This window comes from Parasutterella sp. (genome assembly GCF_057870745.1).
Genome location: NZ_DBMALT010000002.1, coordinates 20,167 through 40,149, shown reverse-complemented (window position 1 = coordinate 40,149; position 19,983 = coordinate 20,167). Strand labels below are relative to the sequence as shown.

The following is a 19,983-nucleotide window of genomic DNA, read 5'->3' as shown; positions in this document are numbered from 1 at the left end:
ACCTGCCAATTCAATGGGTTTTGCAGTTTCACTTCCATCTAGTAGAACGTCTTATAACCAATTGAATCCGCGGTTAGGTACTCATACAAGTTCATCTTTTAATCTTTCTTTGTAACTGTCTTATTCTCTAACTTCTTAGTAAAAGGGCAGGCCTAAGCACTGACGTAATCTGTATAGCTTAGGTCCTCTTAACGAGCACCGGAGCTTATTATTGCGGGTTGGCTATTTTGACGGATTAAAGATGGGGTCCAGCGAAGGCTTCATAATCAAAGGCTTCGGTCAGGTTTGCGGTAAGAAGGATTGTTGAGCTCGTCTGAGACAACTCTCTCAGATAAACGGAAAGAGAACTTCTATAGCTAGGGCATTCGTTTTGATATGAGAACAGGAGTAAGAGAAAAGAGGGATTAAGTTAAAACTGGAGAAGAAAAGGTTGCAGTCGGGGCGTCGGGAGTTGAACCCGCTACGGCCTACCAAAACCTTTGGCTGCGCCCCGTAAAATGTTTTTCAGACATCGCACAAATAATAATCTATCTTTTGCTCCAGAGCTAATTCAAATAAATAAGCAAAGAAGCAGATGGAGAGTAACTTACAATGTTACAAAGTTAATTTAAAAGAAGCCGACTTTATCAGAAGGAAGGGGCGCCAATGGATCCGCACGTATGGCAAGTAATGGTGGATGCTTTTCCGCAATTATTGTTCAAAGGCATCACTGTAACGATACCTTTGACGATCATTTCGTTCGCTCTTTCCATGGTCATTGCAGTCGTTGTAGCACTGATCCAGTACTCGAAAGTTCCGGTTCTTCGGCAAATTTGCCGCTTCTATGTCTGGGTGATTAGAGGAACGCCGCTGCTTGTGCAGCTGTATGTCGTTTTCTTCGGGCTGCCGAGTATTGGCATCATGGTGGACGCCTTCCTGGCCGCCGTTATTGTTTTCTCAATCAACGAAGGCGCCTATAACGCCGAAACGATTCGCGGCGCGTTAGAGTCAGTTCCTCAGGGCCAGATGGAAGCAGGACGCTGCGTCGGCCTCAATTATTTTCAGATCATGTGGCACGTCGTTCTGCCTCAGGCCTTTAGAACTGCGTTCCCGGCCTTGGGCAACTCCATGATTTCAATGGTTAAAGACACTTCTTTGGCGGCTAACATTACGGTGGCTGAGATGTTCTTCCAGGCTCAAAGGATTGCCGGAAGAACATACGAAACCATGGCGGTGTACATCGAAGTCGCGCTCATTTATTTAATTTTCTCGACGATTCTTGAGTACTTACAGCGCCGCGGGGAAAAGAAACTCGGCAAATACGGTACAAACTAACGATTCATTTTTGCAGTCAAATTAGTAATGGAAAAAACCGATTCGCTCCTTCTCATAAGCCATGTGAAAAAATCTTTCGGCACCTTAGAAGTGTTGAAAGATATCAGCATCGATGTTTATAAAGGCGATGTGGTTTCAATTCTCGGACCGTCAGGCTCCGGAAAAACCACCTTGCTTCGCTGCGTCAATTTCCTGGAAAGGGCTGATTACGGGTCAATCAGTTTGGACGATAAGACTATCGATTTAAAAACGGCCACTAAAGAACAGGCGTCCGAAATCCAAAGAAAAACGGGCTTTGTTTTTCAGAACTACAATCTTTTTAGAAATAAAACGGCGCTTGAGAACATTACGCTTGGTCTGACTTCCGGCAGAGGCATGAGCAGAGCAGACGCGGTAAAAAAAGGCATGATGCTTCTCCGTAAGATTGGTCTGGAAGACAGAGCCAATTCCTATCCGAGCGAACTTTCCGGAGGTCAGCAGCAGCGGGTTGCAATTGCTCGGGCTCTCGCCACGGACCCGGAAATTATTTATTTTGATGAGCCTACTTCGGCTTTAGACCCTGAACTGACGGATGAAGTATTAGAGGTAATGCGTCAGCTCGCTCAAGAAGGCATGACAATGGTCGTGGTGACGCATGAAATGAACTTTGCTCGTAACGTTTCCAACAGAGTCATTTTTATGGATCATGGTTTGATTGTTGAGCAAGGCAGCCCCGAGCAGATTTTCGAACATCCTCAAAACGAACGTACCCGAGCTTTCCTTCGTTTGGCAAGCGGTTCTCAAGAGGCCCAGCGCTCAGCCTTGGAAGCCTTCAAGAAGCAGCGCGAAGCAGAAAACGCGATGAATTCTCTTTAATTTTTGTTGATGATTTAGATATGACACATAATTTTCGATTATTGATGAAGTTCGGCCTGGGCCTTTTCCTTGCCGGTTCTGCCTCTCTTATGTTGGTCGGATGCGATAAAGCGCCGAGCCGCAATTCCGCTTCGGCTTCTCAAGATCACCTGGCAAGAATTAAATCATCCGGTGAATTGAAGGTCGGCTTAGAAGGGGACTGGCAGCCGTTCTCCTTCCACAATGAAAAAGATCAGTTGGTCGGATATGACGTTGAAGTCGCTCAGAACTTAGCCAAGAAATTGGGAGTCGAAGCCAAGATTGTTGAAGGCCCCTGGGACGGTCTTTTCGCCGGTATGGATACGGGAAGATATGACTTGGTGATTAATGGTGTAGACGTTACGCCTGACCGCGCGAAAACTTATGATTTCTCCACACCTTACGCCTATGACCGCACGGTGCTAATTACACGGTCCGACAACAACGATATTCACTCTTTTAATGATTTGAAAGGTAAAACTACCGCAAATTCTATTGGCTCGACATACCAGGAGATCGGCGAAAAGTACGGAGCCAAAGTCAGCGGTGTCGATACTCTGGCTGAAACGCTTCAGATGGTTAAAAACAGACAGGTACAGGCAACTATCAACGCCTCCACTTCTTACGGGGACTACATGAAGCATCGTCCCGATGAACCTTTGAAGATTGCAGCTACGATGGATAAAGTGACGGAATATGCCATTCCGATGAAGAAGGGTGAAGACAACGCATCACTGAAGAAGGCAATCGACAATGCTCTTCAGGAAATGAAGAATGACGGAACGTTATCCAAACTATCCGTGAAATATTTCGGCGCGGATCTGACAAAGCCGAATTAATCATTTCGGACTGTCGAATCCAGTTTCTATTCTGAACGCGGCTTCTCAAAAAAGGAGTCCCGTTTTGAATCAGTTAGGACGGTCTTTGATCGGGAAAGGCTTAAATTAACCACATCAAGAAAAAGATTTTTCGGAGGAAAAAATGAAGAAATGGGTACTGATGGTTATGGCCGCTGCCTTTACGCTTTCTGTATCAGCTTGTTCTACTGTAAAAGGTGTTGGCCAGGACGTTTCAGCCGTCGGCGACGACATTGATACCGCAGCAACTGCTGTGCAAAAGAAACTTTAATGGGTGCCGCTAGTTAATCATTGCAATAGAGGTAGATATGAAAAAGTTTTCACTGCTTGCTATTTTGGCTGCTTTTTTGATCGGACTTGCCGGATGCAATACGGTTAAAGGAGTGGGCAAGGACGTTGCTGCGTTAGGTAATGGCGTAGACCACGCTGCGACTACCGTTTCCAATAAGATGTAATCAAAATCTCCGCAAGTGTTGAATGCACTTGCTTAAAAAAATCTCGTCCGCGTTGCTTTCACGGGACGAGATTTTTTATAGCCTTTTCTAGGAATTTACCGGCTGTTCAGACAAAACTCTCAAAAAGTCAGGAAAAGGTAAGGAGGCCCTAGAGACCTTATTAATGACAGCGGCTCTCATTTTTGATTTCCATCTCGGAAATGAAAAATTCACCGCGGTGATCAATATCACCTTCTACTTTGACGCAGGCGCCTACGTCAAATTTGTGGCCGCCGTGGCTCTCAACCTTTGTACGAGCGTCAGCTTTGAAAGTCTTGCCTCCGATAACCCAAGTCGGATTTTGTGCGGAGGGCATCTTTTCAATTTTTCCGTAAAAAGCATCATCGTCTCCGGCAGCGAAAGCGGTGAAAGATAAACTCAGAGCGGCTAAAGCAAGAAAGAATTTTTTCATTTTTTCGCAAATAATAAACAATGAAAAAGCAGTCCGAAGGCTGCTCTATCAATTAAGAATTAACGGCAGCGATTGTCGCGTTTCTGTTCAATTTCGGAAATGAAGAAATTGCCTTCGCGATCGAGATCACCGTCAACCTTAACGCAGGAACCAACGCCGATCTTCTGGTCACGACGATGTTCGATCTTAGTGCGCTGGTCAACCTTGAATGTCTTTCCGCCGATCACCCAAGCAGGATTTTCCGCTGTCGGCATCTGTTCAACCTTACCGTAGAAACCGTCGATGTCACGAGCAGAAGCTGTGCCCATGATTAAACCGACAGCAGCAAGGGGGAGTAAAACTTTAACTAATTTCATTTGAAACTCCTATTCCATAAATTTTCCTGGTGTCTGAATTCTACGTGGTTACTCCTAATTCACCTGTAAAAATTGTGCGAATTGAGCGCGGAGCAATGGAATGAAACAACTGAAATACTTTTTTTACTTCTTAGAAAAACAGGGAGTTAAATCAAATGGGAGTTATTTTCGGCAAAAAAATCGGGCCGTATCGGCCCGATTTGGAGCGCGTCAGTAGGTTAGGCAAGCTGTTTTTTAACATCTTCAAGCTTGTGTTGAACCTTGTCGAAAGTTTCGATCATGGTTGCAGAAGGCTTGTTCGGGTCAAGCAGGCTGACCACGATGATGGCAATGAAGGAGAGCACGAATCCGGGGATGATTTCATACATTCCCCACCATGCGCCCTGATGCCAGACAAGAACCGTCAGAGCACCGACGATAATGCCGACCAAAGCACCGTTGCGGGTGACGCCTTTCCACAGAAGAGAAAGGATGATGATCGGGCCGAAGGAAGCACCGAAGCCGCCCCAGGCGTAGCTTACCAAAGAGAGAACCAGGTTGTTCGGATCTGTAGCAATCAAGATTGCGACAGCACTGACGGCAACTACGGTCAGGCGGCCGATCCAGACGAGTTCTCTCTGAGCAGCGTGCGGACGAATGAATGCGCGGTAAAAGTCTTCTGTCAGAACGGAAGAGCAAACCAGCAGCTGGCATGAAAGGGTACTCATCACGGCAGCCAGAATAGCGGAGAGCAGAATGCCGCCGATCCAAGGATTAAACAGTGTCGTAGAAAGAATCATGAAAACGCGTTCATGGTTTTCTGCAACGGTTTTGCCGAGATCCGGATGAGCCGAGAAGAAAGCCGATCCGAAGAAGCCTGCAGCAACGGCGCCGGAGAGCGAGAAGATGAGCCAAATCATGCTGATCTTGCAGGCGCGCGGCATCACAGAGGCATTCTTGGCGGCCATGAAGCGAACCAGAATATGAGGCTGACCGAAGTAACCAAGGCCCCAAGCCAGCAGAGAAATCACACCGATGAAGGTCTGGCCCTGAAGCATGTTGAGGTGCGTCGGATCAACAGATCTAACTTGCTCGACGGTTGCCGAGAATCCGCCTAGGTCGATCATAACGGCGACCGGTGCGATGATAAGCGCCAGGCACATCATGGCCGCCTGAATGGTGTCGGTCCAGCTGACGGCCAGGAAGCCTCCGAGGAAGACGTAGGCCAGGGTAGCAAAGGTACCGAAAATCAGAGCGGTGGAATAGGGAAGATCAAGAACGATTTCAAAGAGTCTAGCGCTCGCAACCATACCGGAGGCGGAGTAAATCGCAAAGAAAAGCAAAATCACGACAGCTGAGATGATTCGAAGCATACGGGACTTGTCTTCAAAACGGTGCGAGAAGTAGTCCGGAAGTGTCAAAGCGTTGTGAGCTGTTTCGGTGTAGACGCGAAGCGGAGCGGCAACGATAAGCCAGTTAGCCAGCGTGCCCAGTGCTAAACCGATGGCGATCCAGGATTCGCAAATACCGGAGAGGAAAACCGCACCCGGGAGCCCCATCAGGAGCCATCCGCTCATGTCGGAAGCGCCGACGGACAATGCGGTAACAACAGCGCCTAAGCGGCGGCCGCCCAAGATATAGTCATTGAAATTTTTGGTGTACCGCCAAGCCACTAAGCCGACAGCCACCATTACGACCAGATAGGCGAAAAAGGTGATTGAGATTGGTGAAAAGTTCATTTTATAACTGAAACAAAATTTAACTTATGTTTCAATCATAACCAAGGAGGGCCTTCTGAACGGAATCCCAAAAACAAATTATCCTAAAGTCAAGGAAAATCCGTGAGCATTAATCCTAACCGCCGATATAAGACATCTCAATTCGCTTCCCGGCTCTGGCTTTGACGGTTTCTTCCGTACGAATTTCAGAATAGTGTTCGTCGCGAGTTGTCCAAATTCGACCGATGGCGTCTTCGATTTCTTCATCGGAAGCGCCGCCGCGAAGCATCTGGCGAATGTCAAAGCCTTCCGTGGCAAAAAGACATTTGTAGAGTTTTCCGTCAACGGATAAACGAATTCGAGAGCATTCTTTGCAGAACGGTTCGCTCACAGATGAAATGAAGCCGAGTTCTCCGCTGCCGTCCTTGTAGGCCCAGCGAGTGGCGACTTCGCCGGTGTAATTCGGGTTCAACGGTTCAATCGGATAGACGCGGTTGATCTCTTCAACGATCTTGTGAGAGGGGATGACATCGTCGAGTCTCCAGCCGTTAGAAGTGCCGACATCCATAAACTCGATGTAGCGGACAATGATTCCGCTGCCTTTGAAGTGCTCGGCGATTTTGATGAGTTCTTTTTCGTTAACGCCGCGCTTAACGACAACATTGATCTTTATCGAAGGAATGCCGGCGTCTTTTGCGGCTTGAATACCTGCAAGAGTTTTTTCAATCGGGAAATTAACGTCGTTGAGATCCTTATAAATTTGAGGATCCATGGCGTCCAAAGAAACGGTTAAGCGTTTAAGTCCCGCAGCAGCTAGCGATTTGGCCTTTGCAGACAAAGCTGCACCGTTTGTGGTCACGGCAACGTCAAGGGGTTTTCCATTCCAAGTTTTGAGTTTGGAGAGCTCTTCAATAAGGAACTCGATGCCTTTTCTCAGCAGGGGCTCGCCGCCCGTCAAACGAATCTTTTCGATGCCGTTCGCGGCAAAGATTTTGGCAAGACGAATGATTTCCTCAAAAGAGAGGACTTCAGTGTGGGAAAGGAAGCAGTGGTCCTTCTCGAATTTTTCCTTCGGCATGCAGTAGCGGCAGCGGAAATTACAGCGATCAGTGATAGAAATTCTGACATCGCGTAAAGGGCGTCCGCGGGAATCAATCCAGTGAGTCTCGTCACGACGGATTTCACCGACCAGCGGGACCGTTTTTGTAGCGGCCTTAATTGGAATAACACGAGAAGACATGCTTGCGGTTTCAATTCGACGAAAAAAGTAGACTGATTATAAGGATTCTCGCTTAATCACTGCTGACTTATTTTGTCGTGCGCTGTAATTAATTAATGAAAATAGTCGGTCAGTATGAAAATGGACCATATGGGTGAAAATCAGACAGTATGACCTTTGAAATTCGGGGCTGTTCTGACTGGCTTAGATAGTAAAATTTTAGAAACCTCAGGGAGATCCGAAATGACTACAAAAACTTTGTACGACAAAATCGTTGACCTTCATACCATCGAGAAACTTTCGGCTGACGGCATTGAAAGGCTCGTTTACATTGATCGCACCGTCGTTAACGAATACACCAGTCCCCAGGCTTTTTCTTTGTTAAGAGAAAACGGTCTTAAGGTTTGGAGACCATGGGCTACTTTGGGAACAGTCGATCACGTCAATTCAAGCGCTCCCGACAGAACGGAGTTTCCGGCTGAAGAAAATGCCTGCACTCAAGTCAAATATCTGATTAAGAATGGCTCTGATTTCGGCTTTGAAGTTCTGAATAACGGCAATCCTAAGCAAGGCATTGAACACGTCGTGATGGTTGAACGAAGCAAAGTACTTCCCGGCATGCAGATCGGCGCCGGGGACAGCCACACAGCCATGTACGGTGCACTCGGGGCTGTGGCTTATGGCATCGGAACGTCCGATATTTATCATTACTTGGCAACTTCGACGCTTCGATACAAGAAGCTCAAGAATATGCGCGTTCGGGTAACCGGCGCCAGAGGTAAGACAGTTACAGCCAAAGACATCATTCTTTTTATTGTGAAAAAGCTCGGTGCGGGCGGCTGTACCGGCCACTGCGTTGAATTCTGCGGTCCTGTAATCAGCGATCTTTCCGTTGAAGAGCGTTTAACGCTGTGCAACATGGCCGTTGAATGCGCGGCCCGTTCTTCGATTATTGCTCCTGATCAAAAAGTATTTGATTATTTAGAAGGCAGAGAGTTTGCGCCTAAGGGCGAAACGTGGTCCAAAGCAGTGGAGTTTTGGAAGACGCTGAAATCTGATGAAGAAGCTCTATTTGATAAAGAAGTCGAGATCGACATCACGGGTCTAGAGCCTTCTGTCACTTGGGGAACGAGTCCGGATCAAAACTGCACAATTTCTGAGTCGATCCCGGATCCTGTTTCTATCACAGATCCGAAGATTCGAGCCGACTACGAAAGAGCTTTGGCCTACATGGGTCTTGAAGCAGGACAAAAAATCAAAGGACTTCCGATTACGCATGCCTTCATCGGTTCCTGCACTAACTCCAGAATCGAGGATCTCCGAGCCGCAGCCGAAGTCCTGAGAGGCAAAAAACTTGCCCTCGGAGTTAAGGCCTTTGTCGTTCCCGGCAGCACGCAAGTTCGTGCGCAGGCAGAAAAAGAGGGCATTGATAAGATCTTTAAAGATGCCGGATGGGAATGGCGTAATTCCGGGTGTTCGCTTTGCCTCGCAATGAACGGCGACATCTTAGGCGCCGGGGACAGATGTATTTCTGCGACGAATCGAAATTTTGAAGGACGGCAGGGCGTTCAAACGAGAACGCATCTGGCAAGTCCGGCCATGGTTGCAATCGCCAGTGTCAAAGGTTTTATCGCTGACGTCAGAGAGGAGTAAATCATGGAAAAATTTGAAAAACTCACCGCCGTTGCGGCTCCGATGCCGGCTTCTAACATTGACACTGACATCATCATGCCGAAAGCCTTTTTGAAGCGGATTGATAAAGAAGGCGTTTTAGAAGGCCTATTCCATGATATCCGCCTTTACGAAGACGGAACCGAGCGGGAAGAATTTGTACTGAACCAGCCTGAATATCGAAATGCCAGGATTCTTGTCACAGGTCCGAACTTCGGCTGCGGCTCTTCGAGAGAACACGCAGTATGGGGGTTAGAGAAGCGCGGCATCAAGTGCCTGATCGGTTCTTCTTTTGCAGGGATTTTCTTTGATAACTGCGCCAACAATGGAGTTCTAGCGATTGTGCTGCCAAAAGACACAGTCTCAGCTCTGATTCAAGAACTTCAAAACTCTGAATCAAAAAACGTTACCGTTGATCTAGAAGCTCAAACGGTCACGACGCCTTCCGGAGCAGTCTTGCATTTCGAAATCGAGCCTTCTAGAAAAGAAAAGCTCCTTCAAGGTTTGGATCCGGTTGCTTTGACATTAAAGTCAGAGGAGAAGATCAAAAACTTTGAAGACGAGTACTTCAAGAAATTTCCTTGGTTGGCCTAAAGGCATAGATAAGAAGAAAAAAGCGGCCCTCGGTAGAAGAGAGCCGCGATTCCCGTTTCAGCAGAGATTCAGAAGTTAGGCATCAAGGCTTTCTGAGGCTTCTTTCCATTTTTGAATTTCTTCGGCGCGGTCTTTGACGAATTTTTCGCCGATCTCAACGGCCATTGAGCCTAAGAGAATGTGGTGCGGAGCATCCGGTCTTTGAATGATGTCCGTGATAAGTTTGCAGGCCCGACCCATGTCGCACCACTTGATATCTACCTTAGAGAGATCACTGATTTTGACCTTTCTCTTGTTCGCCGTATCGTCGTACGCTGCAATCCGATTCGGATTGATGTCGATCGAACGATCAAAGAAGTCTGTTTTGAAAGGTCCGGGTTCCACCACCATGACCTTAATACCGAGCGGTTCAACTTCCTTTCTTAATCCGCAGGACAATCCTTCAAGAGCACACTTGGCTGCACCGTAAAAAGCCGAGCCGGCAGAGGTATCCAGAGCTGCAATTGAAGAGTAATTAATAATGGCGCCGATGCCGGCTTTTCTCATGTGAGGAAGAACAGCCTGGATCATTCGAACAGCACCGAAGAAATTGGTGTTGAACTCTGCGTAGATTTCTTCTTCTGTGCATTCCTCAACGGCACCGCGAAGACAATAACCGGCGTTGTTGATGAGAACATCGATCTTGCCGAATTTTTCAATTGCAGCATTTACGGTTGCGTCAATCGTGTCCTTCTTCGTCACGTCTAATCTCAGGCATAAGGCTGTCAGAGGATAATTTTTTGCGAAATGCTGAATCGTTTTGGGTTTTCTAGCTGTCACAATTACTTGTTCGCCTTCGGACAAGAGCGTTTCAGCTAAATTCCTTCCAAATCCGGATGAGCATCCGGTAATCAGCCAAGTTTTCATGTTTTCTCCTAGTTATTTCCTTTCGTAAAAAGGCCAAAGGCCTTCCGGTTTCAACTAACTCATTATGGGAAAAAGAGAATCTCTTTTCTGACATAAATCTCTCGGATGGTTGTCTAATGATCCTATAGTCGGGGAGGACAAAAATCGGTATTGCGATTGATGGGCTTCCTCAAAAACCGATTAGTTAAACCATAAGTTTTTCTAATCGTCTTGCCGGAGGTAGCGGAAATGAAGTTAAAAACACTTGACCAAGAACTGTCAGTTTGCAAGGTAGTCTCTATCTCCGACATTGATTTGAACGGCAAGTTCTTTTCATCGGTAAAACGGACGAAGAAATCTCACTTGTATGCCTAACGTCAGACGTTCCTGACAACACTACGGATCGCGTCGACGGTTGGAGGACTTTCCGGATAGAAGGCGTACTGGATTTTTCTTTGATCGGTATCTTGTCCGAAATCTCTAAAATCCTGGCAGAAAACAAGATCGGCATCTTTGTAGTCTCAACCTATAACACCGACTACATATTGGTGAAAAAAGAAAATCTTCAGAAGGCTCAGCAGGCATTGAAGGCTGCCGGCTACGATGTAGTCTAGGAAATCGACCTTTCGATATTTGCAAAGCCGGCTTAAAACAGCCGGCTGTCCGACCTCTCGATCCTTGGTCAGTCACATCCGAGAAGCCCGACAGTTACTTCTTCTCCGCTGACTCGAAAAAACCTCAAAAAATCGAGCAAATACATTCCAATCTTTGACAAAAGAAACTCAGTTATTTCCTTCAAAATGAGGCAAGAGTAAAAACGGACCTGTCTCTTTGAGAAGCAAAAACTCTGAGAAAAGTTTTTGCGACCTCGAATAAGAGAGCTGTAAAGATGCTAAGACCGTTCATTAATTATGAGGGGGTTATTAGAGCTCTTAAGATTCCTAATTTGAGGATAAAAACCTTTGCCTAAAACTTGAAGTTTTTTAATCAGAAGTTCGGGGTGATTGTAGCGAAACGCCGAAATTACCTTTGGGACAACCTCGAAAAATGATGAAAGGCAGCAAGAAATATTTATCGCAAAACCTTTTATCTGATTTTCTTGCCGTTTTTGGACCGATTCCCGGAGGGTTCTCAGCAGAGGGGTTCGAGAGGTTTTCTCTTGGGTTCGATTGGCTCAAAATACTCAGCGACAAATGGTGCACAGATGCAAAGACGTAATTTTTTAAGCAGCATTTTTGCGGCCTTGTTCGTCGCAAAAACCGTTAATGCAGAAGAAAGAAAACTTTCTCCTGAAGCATCGGAGGAACATAAAACGAAATTCGATGAAAACACTTTGCTGGACACAATCAAAGATGATCCGGCTTTTTCCGGCTATTCAAATTTGCTCTTTCCAAGAGGCCGCACCGAAGGCCTAAGGCTGAGAGAGGCAAGCAGACTTCTTCCTTATCACAGTTATGTGATGTCGAAAGAATCTGCTGAAGTGCTGAATTACATGAAAGATGAAGTCCTAAAGGGAAAGAAGATCTTCTACCCCTTAAAAACAGCTTCAAACGGCAGACCGGTTGCGGGACTCTTCTTTTTCCGCGGAAATCCGGATGCGCCTTTCGCGATTATTTGCCCGGGCGGCGGATTTCAATACGTCGGCGCGATTCACGAAGGTTTTCCGATCGCGAAGTTCCTTGCCGGAAAGGGCATCAATGCTTTTGTGATTGTCTATCGTGACGGCAGTGCGCAAGCCGCGTGCGACGATTTGGCGCAGGGCATCGATTTCATCTTTGACCACGCAAAGGAACTCCAAGTTTCTACTAAAAATTATTCTTTGTGGGGCGGATCTGCCGGCGCAAGAATGGCTGCCTATCTCGGAAGCTACGGAGCTACTGAGTTCGGCGGTAAAACAAAGCAGCGCCCGAGCGCCGTCATCATGGAATACACAGGTCACAGCGATATCAGCGGCTCTGAACCGGGGACTTATGCGGTTGTCGGAGATCAGGACGGCATCGCAAGCCCCTGGACCATGGAACAAAGAATCAAACGCCTTAAAGCTCAGGGAACACCGGCCGAATTCAGACTGATTCGCGGGATGCCGCACGGATTCGGCCTAGGAACAGGAACAACTGCCGAGGGCTGGGCACAGGAAGCGCTCGACTTTTGGCTTAAAAATTCAAAATAAGGACAAAAGGAAATGAAGACAAGAAAGTTATCTGAAGGTTTGGAGGTCTCGGACCTCGGTTACGGTGCCATGAGCCTTTCTCATGGATACGGCGAAGCTACCGATAGAAAGGATGCCGTAAAGATTTTGAGACAGGTGCTTGACTGCGGCTACACCTATTTTGATACCGCAGAAGTTTACGGCCCCTATATTAATGAAGAAATTGTCGGAGAAGCCTTAAAGCCTTTCCGTGACGAAGTAGTCATTTCTACGAAGTTCGGTATTTCGTTTTCCGAATACACCCACGGCGACATCATTCCTGACGCTCGCCCTGAAAAGATTCGTCAGTCCGTAGAAGGCTCTCTGAAGCGTCTCCAAACCGAAACCATCGATCTTTATTTCCAGCATCGTATCGACCCGAAGGTTGAACCGGAAGTGGTTGCCGAAGTTATGGGCGAACTGATTAAAGAAGGAAAGATTCGTCATTGGGGCGTCTCCGTGGCGCCGGAAGAATACATTCGCCGCGCACACAAGGTCACGCCGATTAGCGCAGTTCAGGACCGTTATTCTATGATGGCTCGCGGCATTGAAAAGCTCTTCCCGACGCTGGAGAAATTAGGTATCGGTTTCATGGCTTACTCTCCGCTTGCCAACGGTCTGCTTTCCGGAGCCTATGAAAAAGCGACAAATAAACAGTTCGAAGCCGTGGTCGATTACCGCTCCCGCATGCCGCAATTCACGCCCGAAGCGATGAAGAAAAACGAAGAGCTGATAGCATTCTTGCAGAAAACCGCTGAAGAACACAGCGCAACAATGTCTCAGCTGTCCCTGGCTTGGATGCTCGGCAAACACTCATGGCTCACAGCCATCCCCAGCAGTCGTAAACTCGAAAGAATCGTAGAAAACGCCGGCGGCGCAGTTGTCAAACTCTCTGCAGAAGAAATCAAGGCGATTGATGAAGCCCTCGATAAGCTGCCTAAGTCGGATATTTTCGGTGTCAAGAACAATTAAGGAGGTTGAGTATGCTTTGTAAGACTCTTAATAACGGCGTCAAAATGCCGATGCTCGGTTTCGGTGTGTTCCAAGTCACCGATCCGGAAGAATGCCGCAAAGCAGTTCTTTGTGCTTTAGAGAACGGCTATCGCTCCATCGATACAGCTCAGGCTTACGGTAATGAAGAGGCTGTCGGCCAAGCCATCAAAGACAGCGGCATTCCGAGAAATGAGCTGTTCATTACCACAAAGCTTTGGATTACCGATGTTTATTATGAAGGTGCTAAGAAAGCCTTTGCCGCTTCCTTACAAAAACTCGGTCTCGACTACCTTGATCTTTACCTCATCCATCAGCCGTACCACGATTATTACGGTGCCTGGAGGGCGATGGAAGAATTTCTGAAAGAAGGCCGCGTTCGTGCGATCGGCGTTTCTAACTTCGATATGGGCAGAATCGCCGACTTAGTGGCTTTCAATGAAGTCAAGCCGGCCGTCGATCAGATCGAATGCAACATCTTTAATCAGCGTCATTCCGACGAGGAATACCTGAACTCCAAGGGCATCGCGATGGAAAGCTGGGCTCCGTTTGCCGAAGGCAAGAACGATCTTTTCCATAATCCGGAGCTTCTCAAGATCAGCGAAAAATACGGCAAGTCTATCGCCCAGGTTGTTCTTCGCTGGCAGCTCCAAAGAGGCATCATCTGCATTCCGAAGAGCGTCAACCCCGATCGTATTCGCCAGAATATCGACGTCTTTGACTTCGAATTGACTGCCGACGATATGGCCGCGATTAACGCTTTGGACCAGAAGAAGACCGCTTTCTTCGATCACAACGATCCCAAGATGGTGGAATGGCTCACGCAACTCCATTAATTCCGAGGCAAACCATGAAGAAAACTTTACTCGCAGTTCTGTTAGGTTCCTTTGCGCTTGCTTCTTTTGCCCAGCCAATCACGATTGAAAAGCAGGGCGCATTCTCGGCCGGCGGCACAGTTATCGAAGCCAAGAAGACTTTCGATCCGTATCATCCGGAACCCGATGCCATGACGCTGCACGGTGATCACGCTAATGTGATTTACCAGATCCCTGCCCATGCCAAGAATGTTTCTTTGATGTTCCTGCACGGCGCCGGTCAGTCCATGCGTACTTGGCAGACAACACCGGATGGGAGAGAAGGCTTCCAGAGCGTGTTCCTGCGTAAAGGCTACCCAGTTTATTTGATCGATCAGCCTCGCCGCGGCGATGCTGGCAGGGCAACGGTCGACGGAACGATTAAAGCAAGCCCGGATGAACAGTTCTGGTTCGGTCAGTTCCGTATGGGTTTATGGCCGAAGTTCTATGACAACTCTGCCTTTGCAAGCCAAAAGGATCTCAACTCCTTCTGGCGCCAGATGACGCCAAATACAGCACCGTACAATGACAAAGTCATCGCCGATGCTGTGACAGATGCTTTGCAGAAGACGGAAGGCACAGTTCTTGTCACGCATTCCCAGGGCTGCGGACCCGGATGGCTGATCGGAACGGAAGCAGGGAAGAATCTGAAGGGTATCATTGCCTTTGAACCGGGTTCCGGCTTTATTTTCCCTGAAGGCAAAGTGCCTGCTCCGATTCCGAACAACAGTTTCTTCGGACCGACTAAGGCTGTCGGCGTTCCCCTTAGTGAGTTCAAAAAGCTGACAAGGTTCCCGATCCTCATCGTTTACGGGGACAATATTCCTAAGACCGAAGTTAAGAATCCCTACCAGGATTACTGGAGAGCTGCTTCGACGATGGCTCAGGAATTCGTCAACGCTGTGAATGCCGAAGGCGGTCATGCCAAAGTGCTCCATTTGCCTGACATCGGTATCAAGGGCAATACGCACTTTCCGTTCTCCGATAAGAACAGCGCAGAAGTTGCCAAGGTAGTGGAAAAGTGGCTTAGCGATAACGTTAAGTAATTGAGCTTTATGAAAATCGGTCATAGACAAAATCTTTGGCCGATTTTTCTTTGGTGCGCCCAGCATGGCGCGCTTCTGTAGGGTGAAATTCCCGAACTCGCCCGATGAGGGGAAGAGTTAGCAACTCGGCAAGGGCGTAGTGGCAACACTAGGTCTGGAGGAAGCCGATAGCAAAATGCATGTTCAACGAACAGGAAGCGGATGTGAGGCGGCTCAGACGGACGTGGGGGCCAAATTACCCAATGTCCAATACTCATACAGGAGTCTGAGACGTAGATCCGATGGACAGGCAGGAAAGAAGCTCGTCTTACCTGGGGAGATCCGATTTGATGCTTATAGCTACGGGCTCCGAGAGGGGTTCGGATGTCAAATCGGAAGTCAGCAGCGGCCATAGTAGGGGCAACCTGAAGGGCCAAACATTAACAACGCAAGTAGAGGTGACAACTCTCATGACAAATTCAAGCGGACCTCAGAGCAACGTCCTAGAGGGCGGCTGTCACGACGCAAAGCGGGCAGAACAGCGCAGTGTCGTCTACGGTAAAAGAAGGAGCAGCTAGTCATGGCGAAGTCACATTGGACGAAAGCTGAACCTAGAGGCTGTCCGCTCATCGACTTAGTATGTTTCTATCTCGACGATGCGGCGCAGAAGGTTATTAAGAACAAAGGCGCACCCGGTATAGACGGGATAACCTATGAACAACTTCCTAACCTTCTGCGAGTTCACGGGGAGAAGATCAGACAAAAACTTAAAAACGGTACCTACATTCCCGCACCTGTTCGGCGCGTGGACATACCCAAGCCAAACGGTGGCACGCGAATGTTAGGAATTCCAACGCTCTTGGACCGAACAATCCAACAGGCCATAGTGATGACCATTGGAGACGCGTTCGAGGTTCAATTCTCGGACAAAAGTTATGGGTTCAGAGAGGGACGGAACTGCCAGCAGGCAGTGCAAAGGGCTCAAGGCTACATCAAAGACGGAAATAGATGGGTCGTTGAAATGGATTTATCTAAATTCTTCGACCGGGTCAATCACGATATTTTGATGGACAGAGTCAGCCGAGTTATAGATGACAAGGCAATCTTGAAACTAATTCGACGATACTTGAACGCAGGCATCATGGAAGATGGGCTGGTAAGCCCTAGACTAGAGGGCGTGCCTCAGGGTTCACCTCTCAGTCCGCTATTGTCGAACATTGTGCTGACGGATTTAGATCGCGAACTGGAAGCAAGAGGACTCAACCATGTCCGATACGCGGACGATTGCAACATCTATGTGAAATCAGAGAAAGCGGCTCAGCGAGTTCTGACAAATATCACTAAATATGTAGAGGAGACACTCAAGTTGCGAGTAAACCGCGACAAGAGTGGCACCTTTCGTCCGAAAGACTCTGTCTTCCTCGGATACACGTTCTCCAAAGCAGACTGTACACGTATTATCGTGGCGCAAAAGTCAGTAAAGAGATTGTGGACAAAACTGCATAAGATATTTAACACTGCGCGGGGAACTTCACTCGGATGGACGATTAAAACTATTACTCCAATCCTCAGGGGATGGAGGAACTACTATCGTCTGGACGACAGAAAGGAATACTGGAAGGAAATGGATCAAAGAATCCGACATCATCTCAGGAAACTTATCTGGATAGCGTGGAAGAAACCGAAAACAAGGGAGCGAAACCTTACAAAACTTGGAATCGATCCCGAAAGGGCCTGGAAGAGTTCAGTCAACGGAAGAGGTGCTTGGTGGAATTCAGGGCAATCGCATATGAACCAAGCCATCAAGAACGACCGTTTTGTAAGATTAGGCCTGTACTCTCTCCGCTTTATGGAGATTCGCTAATGATGCGCCCATTGCGGAACCGCACGATGGGTGCTGTGAGAGAGGGACGGGGAAACCCGTCCCCCTACTCGATTATTGAATGAAGGTGGAAAGGAAATGAAGGACGACATCCTGGTAAGAGGCGCAAAAGTTCACAATCTTAAGAACATAGATGTGGATATACCGCTCAATGAGCTGGTAGCGATCTCAGGTCTGTCCGGTTCCGGAAAGTCCTCGTTGGCATTAGGCGTGCTTTACGCCGAAGGATCGCGCCGCTACTTGGAAGCGTTGTCTGCCTACACACGCCGGCGCCTGACGCAAACTCAGGACGCAAAAGTTGATTCCGTAGAGAACATTCCGGCCGCTCTTGCCCTACATCAAAGACCCTCCACACCGGATATTCGAAGCACGTTCGGTACGCTGACTGAGCTTTTCAATTCCGTCCGACTGATGTTCTCCCGACTCGGCTCGCATCGCTGTCCGAACGGGCACTATCTTCCTCCGACACCGGCAGTCGCCCTCGGCCAGAAACTCAAATGTCCCGTCTGCGGCGTTGAATTTGATGCGCCGAGTGCCGAAGACTTTTCTTTCAATAGTTCCGGTGCTTGTCCGACGTGCGGAGGCACAGGAATTGCAGTTACGGTCAATCGGGCGAGTCTGGTGCCGGATGAATCGCTGAGTATTGATGAAGGTGCGGTTAAACCTTGGGGCACACTCATGTGGTCACTGATGACGGAGGTCTGCAAGGCCATGGGTGTGCGCACAAATATTCCTTTTAAAGATCTGACCCCGGAAGAAAAGAAAATCGTCTATGACGGGCCCGCTGTTAAAAAGCACATCGTCTATACCAACAAAGGCAGCGGTCAGGCCGTCCCGCTGGACTTTACGTATTTCAATGCCGTCCGTACGGTGGGGAATGCGCTCTCGAAAGTCAAAGACGAAAAGGGCATGAAACGCATTGAGAAGTTCCTGACCAAAGGACCGTGCCCTGCCTGTCTTGGAACACGCTTCAATGAACGAGCACTGTCGACCAAACTCATGGGCAAAAACATCGCAGAAGTCTGCGCGATGACGCTCTCAGAACTGGTTGTCTGGGTGAAGAAGATACCCGAACAAATGCCCTCTGAAATGAAGGATATGGCCCAGAGTATCGTCAACGAGTTCTTGAGGACAGCTGAACGGCTGACGAACCTCGGCCTTTCCTATTTGTCTTTGGATCGAGCCGGCGGCACGCTGTCAAACGGAGAGCTTCAGCGCGTTCAAATTTCTCGTGCGGTAAGAAGCGACACGACAGGTGTTCTTTATGTTCTCGACGAACCTTCAATCGGACTTCATCCATACAATGTGGATGGCCTGATGAAGATTGTTCGGGAGTTGGTTGATCGCAAAAACTCGGTCGTTTTGGTTGACCACGATCCGAGAATTTTGATGGACGCGGATCAATTGATTGAAATCGGTCTCGGCGCCGGTAAAGAAGGCGGACGAATCGTCACGCAGGGAACTCCTTTGGAGGCTGAAAAGAATCCTCATTCTCTAATCGGTCCTTATCTGTCAGGTAAAGAATCTTTGAAAGTGCGCACTCGAGCCACAGAAGAAAATATGTTCGAGAATGGTTCGGTCAAGATTAAGACAAAGTCGTTCTATACCGTCAAAGCCTTGGATGTTTCTATCCCTAAAGGTCGAATGATTGCTGTCACCGGTGTCTCAGGTTCCGGTAAAACTTCCCTTGTTATTGAATGTCTGGTACCTGCGCTTCAGGCAGTTATTCGAGGCTCAAAACTTCCTGAGCATGTTTATTCGCTAGAGGCTAAGGGTATTCAATCCGTCAAAGTCATCGACTCTAAGCCGATCGGAGCAAATGTTCGATCTACGGTTGCGACATATGACGGCGTATTCGACGACTTAAGGAAATTGTTTGCCAGAACACCGGATGCAAAGGCGAAAGGATTAAAAGCCGGAGATTTTTCTTACAACACGGGCAAATTGCGATGTCCCGTTTGCGACGGAACCGGCATTATCTCCATGGACGTTCAGTTTCTTCCGGATGTCGATACCATCTGTCCGAGCTGCGGAGGTTCCCGCTACGGCAAAGAAGCCTATGACATTTTGTGGAAGAGCAAGGAAAAGGATTCCGTGTCGGTCTCCCTTCCGGGTGTACTAAAACTGACGGTGGAAGAGGCCGCTGATCTCCTGCATGAAGAAACAAAAATCGCTAAGCAGCTCAAGATTCTTCAGGATTTGGGCGTGAGTTACCTTACTCTCGGAGAAGCCACGCCTGCATTATCCGGCGGTGAAGCTCAAAGGCTAAAACTCGCTTACGAGATGGAGACGCCTCAGCAGGGTTCCGTATTTGTTTTCGACGAACCGACGATCGGTCTGCATCCTCAGGACGTTAAGAAACTGATATTGATCTTTGATCATCTGATTCAGTTGGGTGCAACGGTGATTGTGATTGAGCACGACTTAGAGCTCATCACCAACTGCGACTACATCATTGATATGGGCCCTTGGGACGGAACGGAGGGCGGAAGAGTAGTGGTTGAAGGAGCGCCCGAGGCAGTGGCGGCATGTCCCGAAAGCATCACCGGAAGATATCTCAAGAAAGTGTTGTCGGAAGACAAATAGCGTACAGTCAATTCATTAATAAGTCTTTAGCCGTTCAGCAGATTTTTAGAAAATATCCGAAAATATCGCAAAGAATTTTTGAGTGC

Annotated in this window: 19 protein-coding genes; 14 read left to right on the top strand and 5 right to left on the bottom strand. The window is 48.0% G+C overall.

Annotated features, from left to right (window positions below):
• Window positions 1-645 precede the first annotated feature (645 nt).
• From ACZND6_RS00995 to ACZND6_RS00975, 5 genes are all read left to right on the top strand, one after another.
• Complete coding sequence (locus ACZND6_RS00995; RefSeq protein ID WP_008811908.1) at window positions 646-1,314, top strand: amino acid ABC transporter permease; 669 nt, start codon at window positions 646-648, stop codon at window positions 1,312-1,314.
• 27 nt (window positions 1,315-1,341) lie between these two features.
• Entirely contained in the window at window positions 1,342-2,169 is an 828-nt protein-coding gene (locus ACZND6_RS00990) for an amino acid ABC transporter ATP-binding protein (protein ID WP_008864218.1), read from the top strand.
• Window positions 2,170-2,189: 20 nt separating this feature from the next.
• Complete coding sequence (locus ACZND6_RS00985; RefSeq protein ID WP_489524296.1) at window positions 2,190-3,026, top strand: transporter substrate-binding domain-containing protein; 837 nt, start codon at window positions 2,190-2,192, stop codon at window positions 3,024-3,026.
• 142 nt (window positions 3,027-3,168) lie between these two features.
• Window positions 3,169-3,315: an entericidin A/B family lipoprotein gene (locus ACZND6_RS00980; RefSeq protein WP_008864216.1), complete on the top strand. Its 147-nt coding sequence runs from the start codon at window positions 3,169-3,171 to the stop codon at window positions 3,313-3,315.
• A 37-nt stretch (window positions 3,316-3,352) separates the two neighbouring features.
• A complete protein-coding gene (locus tag ACZND6_RS00975) occupies window positions 3,353-3,499 on the top strand; it encodes an entericidin A/B family lipoprotein (protein WP_008864215.1) in 147 nt (48 codons plus the stop codon).
• A gap of 160 nt (window positions 3,500-3,659) precedes the next feature.
• Here the strand turns inward: ACZND6_RS00975 and ACZND6_RS00970 are convergent, their stop codons facing one another.
• The 4 genes from ACZND6_RS00970 to moaA form a co-directional block, all read right to left on the bottom strand.
• Window positions 3,660-3,950: a DUF5666 domain-containing protein gene (locus ACZND6_RS00970; RefSeq protein ID WP_118631234.1), complete on the bottom strand. Its 291-nt coding sequence runs from the start codon at window positions 3,948-3,950 to the stop codon at window positions 3,660-3,662.
• Window positions 3,951-4,009: 59 nt separating this feature from the next.
• The gene (locus tag ACZND6_RS00965; RefSeq protein ID WP_008811912.1) at window positions 4,010-4,306 is read right to left on the bottom strand and encodes a DUF5666 domain-containing protein; all 297 of its coding nucleotides are present in this window, start codon (window positions 4,304-4,306) and stop codon (window positions 4,010-4,012) included.
• A gap of 218 nt (window positions 4,307-4,524) precedes the next feature.
• The gene (putP, locus tag ACZND6_RS00960; protein ID WP_489524295.1) at window positions 4,525-6,024 is read right to left on the bottom strand and encodes a sodium/proline symporter PutP; all 1,500 of its coding nucleotides are present in this window, start codon (window positions 6,022-6,024) and stop codon (window positions 4,525-4,527) included.
• 115 nt (window positions 6,025-6,139) lie between these two features.
• Window positions 6,140-7,243: a GTP 3',8-cyclase MoaA gene (gene moaA / locus ACZND6_RS00955; protein WP_008811914.1), complete on the bottom strand. Its 1,104-nt coding sequence runs from the start codon at window positions 7,241-7,243 to the stop codon at window positions 6,140-6,142.
• Window positions 7,244-7,465: 222 nt separating this feature from the next.
• Between moaA and leuC the strand changes: the two genes are divergently transcribed.
• Both leuC and leuD read left to right on the top strand, forming a co-directional pair.
• Window positions 7,466-8,875 (top strand): 3-isopropylmalate dehydratase large subunit, encoded by a 1,410-nt coding sequence (gene leuC / locus ACZND6_RS00950; RefSeq protein ID WP_489524294.1) that lies wholly within the window; start codon window positions 7,466-7,468, stop codon window positions 8,873-8,875.
• Between the two features lie 3 nt (window positions 8,876-8,878).
• Window positions 8,879-9,487: a 3-isopropylmalate dehydratase small subunit gene (leuD, locus tag ACZND6_RS00945; protein ID WP_008811916.1), complete on the top strand. Its 609-nt coding sequence runs from the start codon at window positions 8,879-8,881 to the stop codon at window positions 9,485-9,487.
• A gap of 75 nt (window positions 9,488-9,562) precedes the next feature.
• On the opposite strand, the gene ACZND6_RS00940 is transcribed toward leuD, so the two are convergent.
• Window positions 9,563-10,393, bottom strand: a complete 831-nt coding sequence (locus ACZND6_RS00940; RefSeq protein ID WP_287531684.1) for an SDR family NAD(P)-dependent oxidoreductase — start codon at window positions 10,391-10,393, stop codon at window positions 9,563-9,565.
• A gap of 446 nt (window positions 10,394-10,839) precedes the next feature.
• Here ACZND6_RS00940 and ACZND6_RS00935 point away from each other — a divergent pair, with 446 nt between their 5' ends.
• The 7 genes from ACZND6_RS00935 to ACZND6_RS00905 all read left to right on the top strand — a co-directional run bounded on the left by ACZND6_RS00935 (window position 10,840) and on the right by ACZND6_RS00905 (window position 19,897).
• A complete protein-coding gene (locus tag ACZND6_RS00935; RefSeq protein ID WP_489524293.1) occupies window positions 10,840-10,986 on the top strand; it encodes an ACT domain-containing protein in 147 nt (48 codons plus the stop codon).
• A gap of 590 nt (window positions 10,987-11,576) precedes the next feature.
• A complete protein-coding gene (locus ACZND6_RS00930; RefSeq protein WP_489524292.1) occupies window positions 11,577-12,542 on the top strand; it encodes an alpha/beta hydrolase in 966 nt (321 codons plus the stop codon).
• Between the two features lie 12 nt (window positions 12,543-12,554).
• Complete coding sequence (locus tag ACZND6_RS00925; RefSeq protein ID WP_489524291.1) at window positions 12,555-13,532, top strand: aldo/keto reductase; 978 nt, start codon at window positions 12,555-12,557, stop codon at window positions 13,530-13,532.
• 11 nt (window positions 13,533-13,543) lie between these two features.
• Window positions 13,544-14,386 carry an aldo/keto reductase gene (locus tag ACZND6_RS00920; RefSeq protein ID WP_489524290.1) on the top strand — a complete coding sequence of 281 codons (843 nt, stop codon included), beginning with the start codon at window positions 13,544-13,546 and terminating at the stop codon, window positions 14,384-14,386.
• A gap of 14 nt (window positions 14,387-14,400) precedes the next feature.
• Window positions 14,401-15,450 (top strand): alpha/beta hydrolase, encoded by a 1,050-nt coding sequence (locus ACZND6_RS00915; RefSeq protein ID WP_270208450.1) that lies wholly within the window; start codon window positions 14,401-14,403, stop codon window positions 15,448-15,450.
• Window positions 15,451-16,009: 559 nt separating this feature from the next.
• On the top strand, window positions 16,010-17,293 hold the full coding sequence (gene ltrA, locus ACZND6_RS00910; protein ID WP_489524289.1) for a group II intron reverse transcriptase/maturase: 1,284 nt from the start codon (window positions 16,010-16,012) through the stop codon (window positions 17,291-17,293).
• Between the two features lie 96 nt (window positions 17,294-17,389).
• Entirely contained in the window at window positions 17,390-19,897 is a 2,508-nt protein-coding gene (locus ACZND6_RS00905; protein WP_489524288.1) for an excinuclease ABC subunit UvrA, read from the top strand.
• The last annotated feature ends 86 nt before the right edge of the window (window positions 19,898-19,983 follow it).

Bases quoted from the DNA above. Each gene is read 5' to 3' on its own strand.
- ACZND6_RS00995 (WP_008811908.1), top strand. From the start codon at position 646: ATGGATCCGCACGTATGGCAAGTAATGGTGGATGCTTTTCCGCAATTA.
- ACZND6_RS00990 (WP_008864218.1), top strand. From the start codon at position 1,342: ATGGAAAAAACCGATTCGCTCCTTCTCATAAGCCATGTGAAAAAATCT.
- ACZND6_RS00985 (WP_489524296.1), top strand. From the start codon at position 2,190: ATGACACATAATTTTCGATTATTGATGAAGTTCGGCCTGGGCCTTTTC.
- ACZND6_RS00980 (WP_008864216.1), top strand. From the start codon at position 3,169: ATGAAGAAATGGGTACTGATGGTTATGGCCGCTGCCTTTACGCTTTCT.
- ACZND6_RS00975 (WP_008864215.1), top strand. From the start codon at position 3,353: ATGAAAAAGTTTTCACTGCTTGCTATTTTGGCTGCTTTTTTGATCGGA.
- ACZND6_RS00970 (WP_118631234.1), bottom strand. From the start codon at position 3,950: ATGAAAAAATTCTTTCTTGCTTTAGCCGCTCTGAGTTTATCTTTCACC.
- ACZND6_RS00965 (WP_008811912.1), bottom strand. From the start codon at position 4,306: ATGAAATTAGTTAAAGTTTTACTCCCCCTTGCTGCTGTCGGTTTAATC.
- putP (WP_489524295.1), bottom strand. From the start codon at position 6,024: ATGAACTTTTCACCAATCTCAATCACCTTTTTCGCCTATCTGGTCGTA.
- moaA (WP_008811914.1), bottom strand. From the start codon at position 7,243: ATGTCTTCTCGTGTTATTCCAATTAAGGCCGCTACAAAAACGGTCCCG.
- leuC (WP_489524294.1), top strand. From the start codon at position 7,466: ATGACTACAAAAACTTTGTACGACAAAATCGTTGACCTTCATACCATC.
- leuD (WP_008811916.1), top strand. From the start codon at position 8,879: ATGGAAAAATTTGAAAAACTCACCGCCGTTGCGGCTCCGATGCCGGCT.
- ACZND6_RS00940 (WP_287531684.1), bottom strand. From the start codon at position 10,393: ATGAAAACTTGGCTGATTACCGGATGCTCATCCGGATTTGGAAGGAAT.
- ACZND6_RS00930 (WP_489524292.1), top strand. From the start codon at position 11,577: ATGCAAAGACGTAATTTTTTAAGCAGCATTTTTGCGGCCTTGTTCGTC.
- ACZND6_RS00925 (WP_489524291.1), top strand. From the start codon at position 12,555: ATGAAGACAAGAAAGTTATCTGAAGGTTTGGAGGTCTCGGACCTCGGT.
- ACZND6_RS00920 (WP_489524290.1), top strand. From the start codon at position 13,544: ATGCTTTGTAAGACTCTTAATAACGGCGTCAAAATGCCGATGCTCGGT.
- ACZND6_RS00915 (WP_270208450.1), top strand. From the start codon at position 14,401: ATGAAGAAAACTTTACTCGCAGTTCTGTTAGGTTCCTTTGCGCTTGCT.
- ltrA (WP_489524289.1), top strand. From the start codon at position 16,010: ATGGCGAAGTCACATTGGACGAAAGCTGAACCTAGAGGCTGTCCGCTC.
- ACZND6_RS00905 (WP_489524288.1), top strand. From the start codon at position 17,390: ATGAAGGACGACATCCTGGTAAGAGGCGCAAAAGTTCACAATCTTAAG.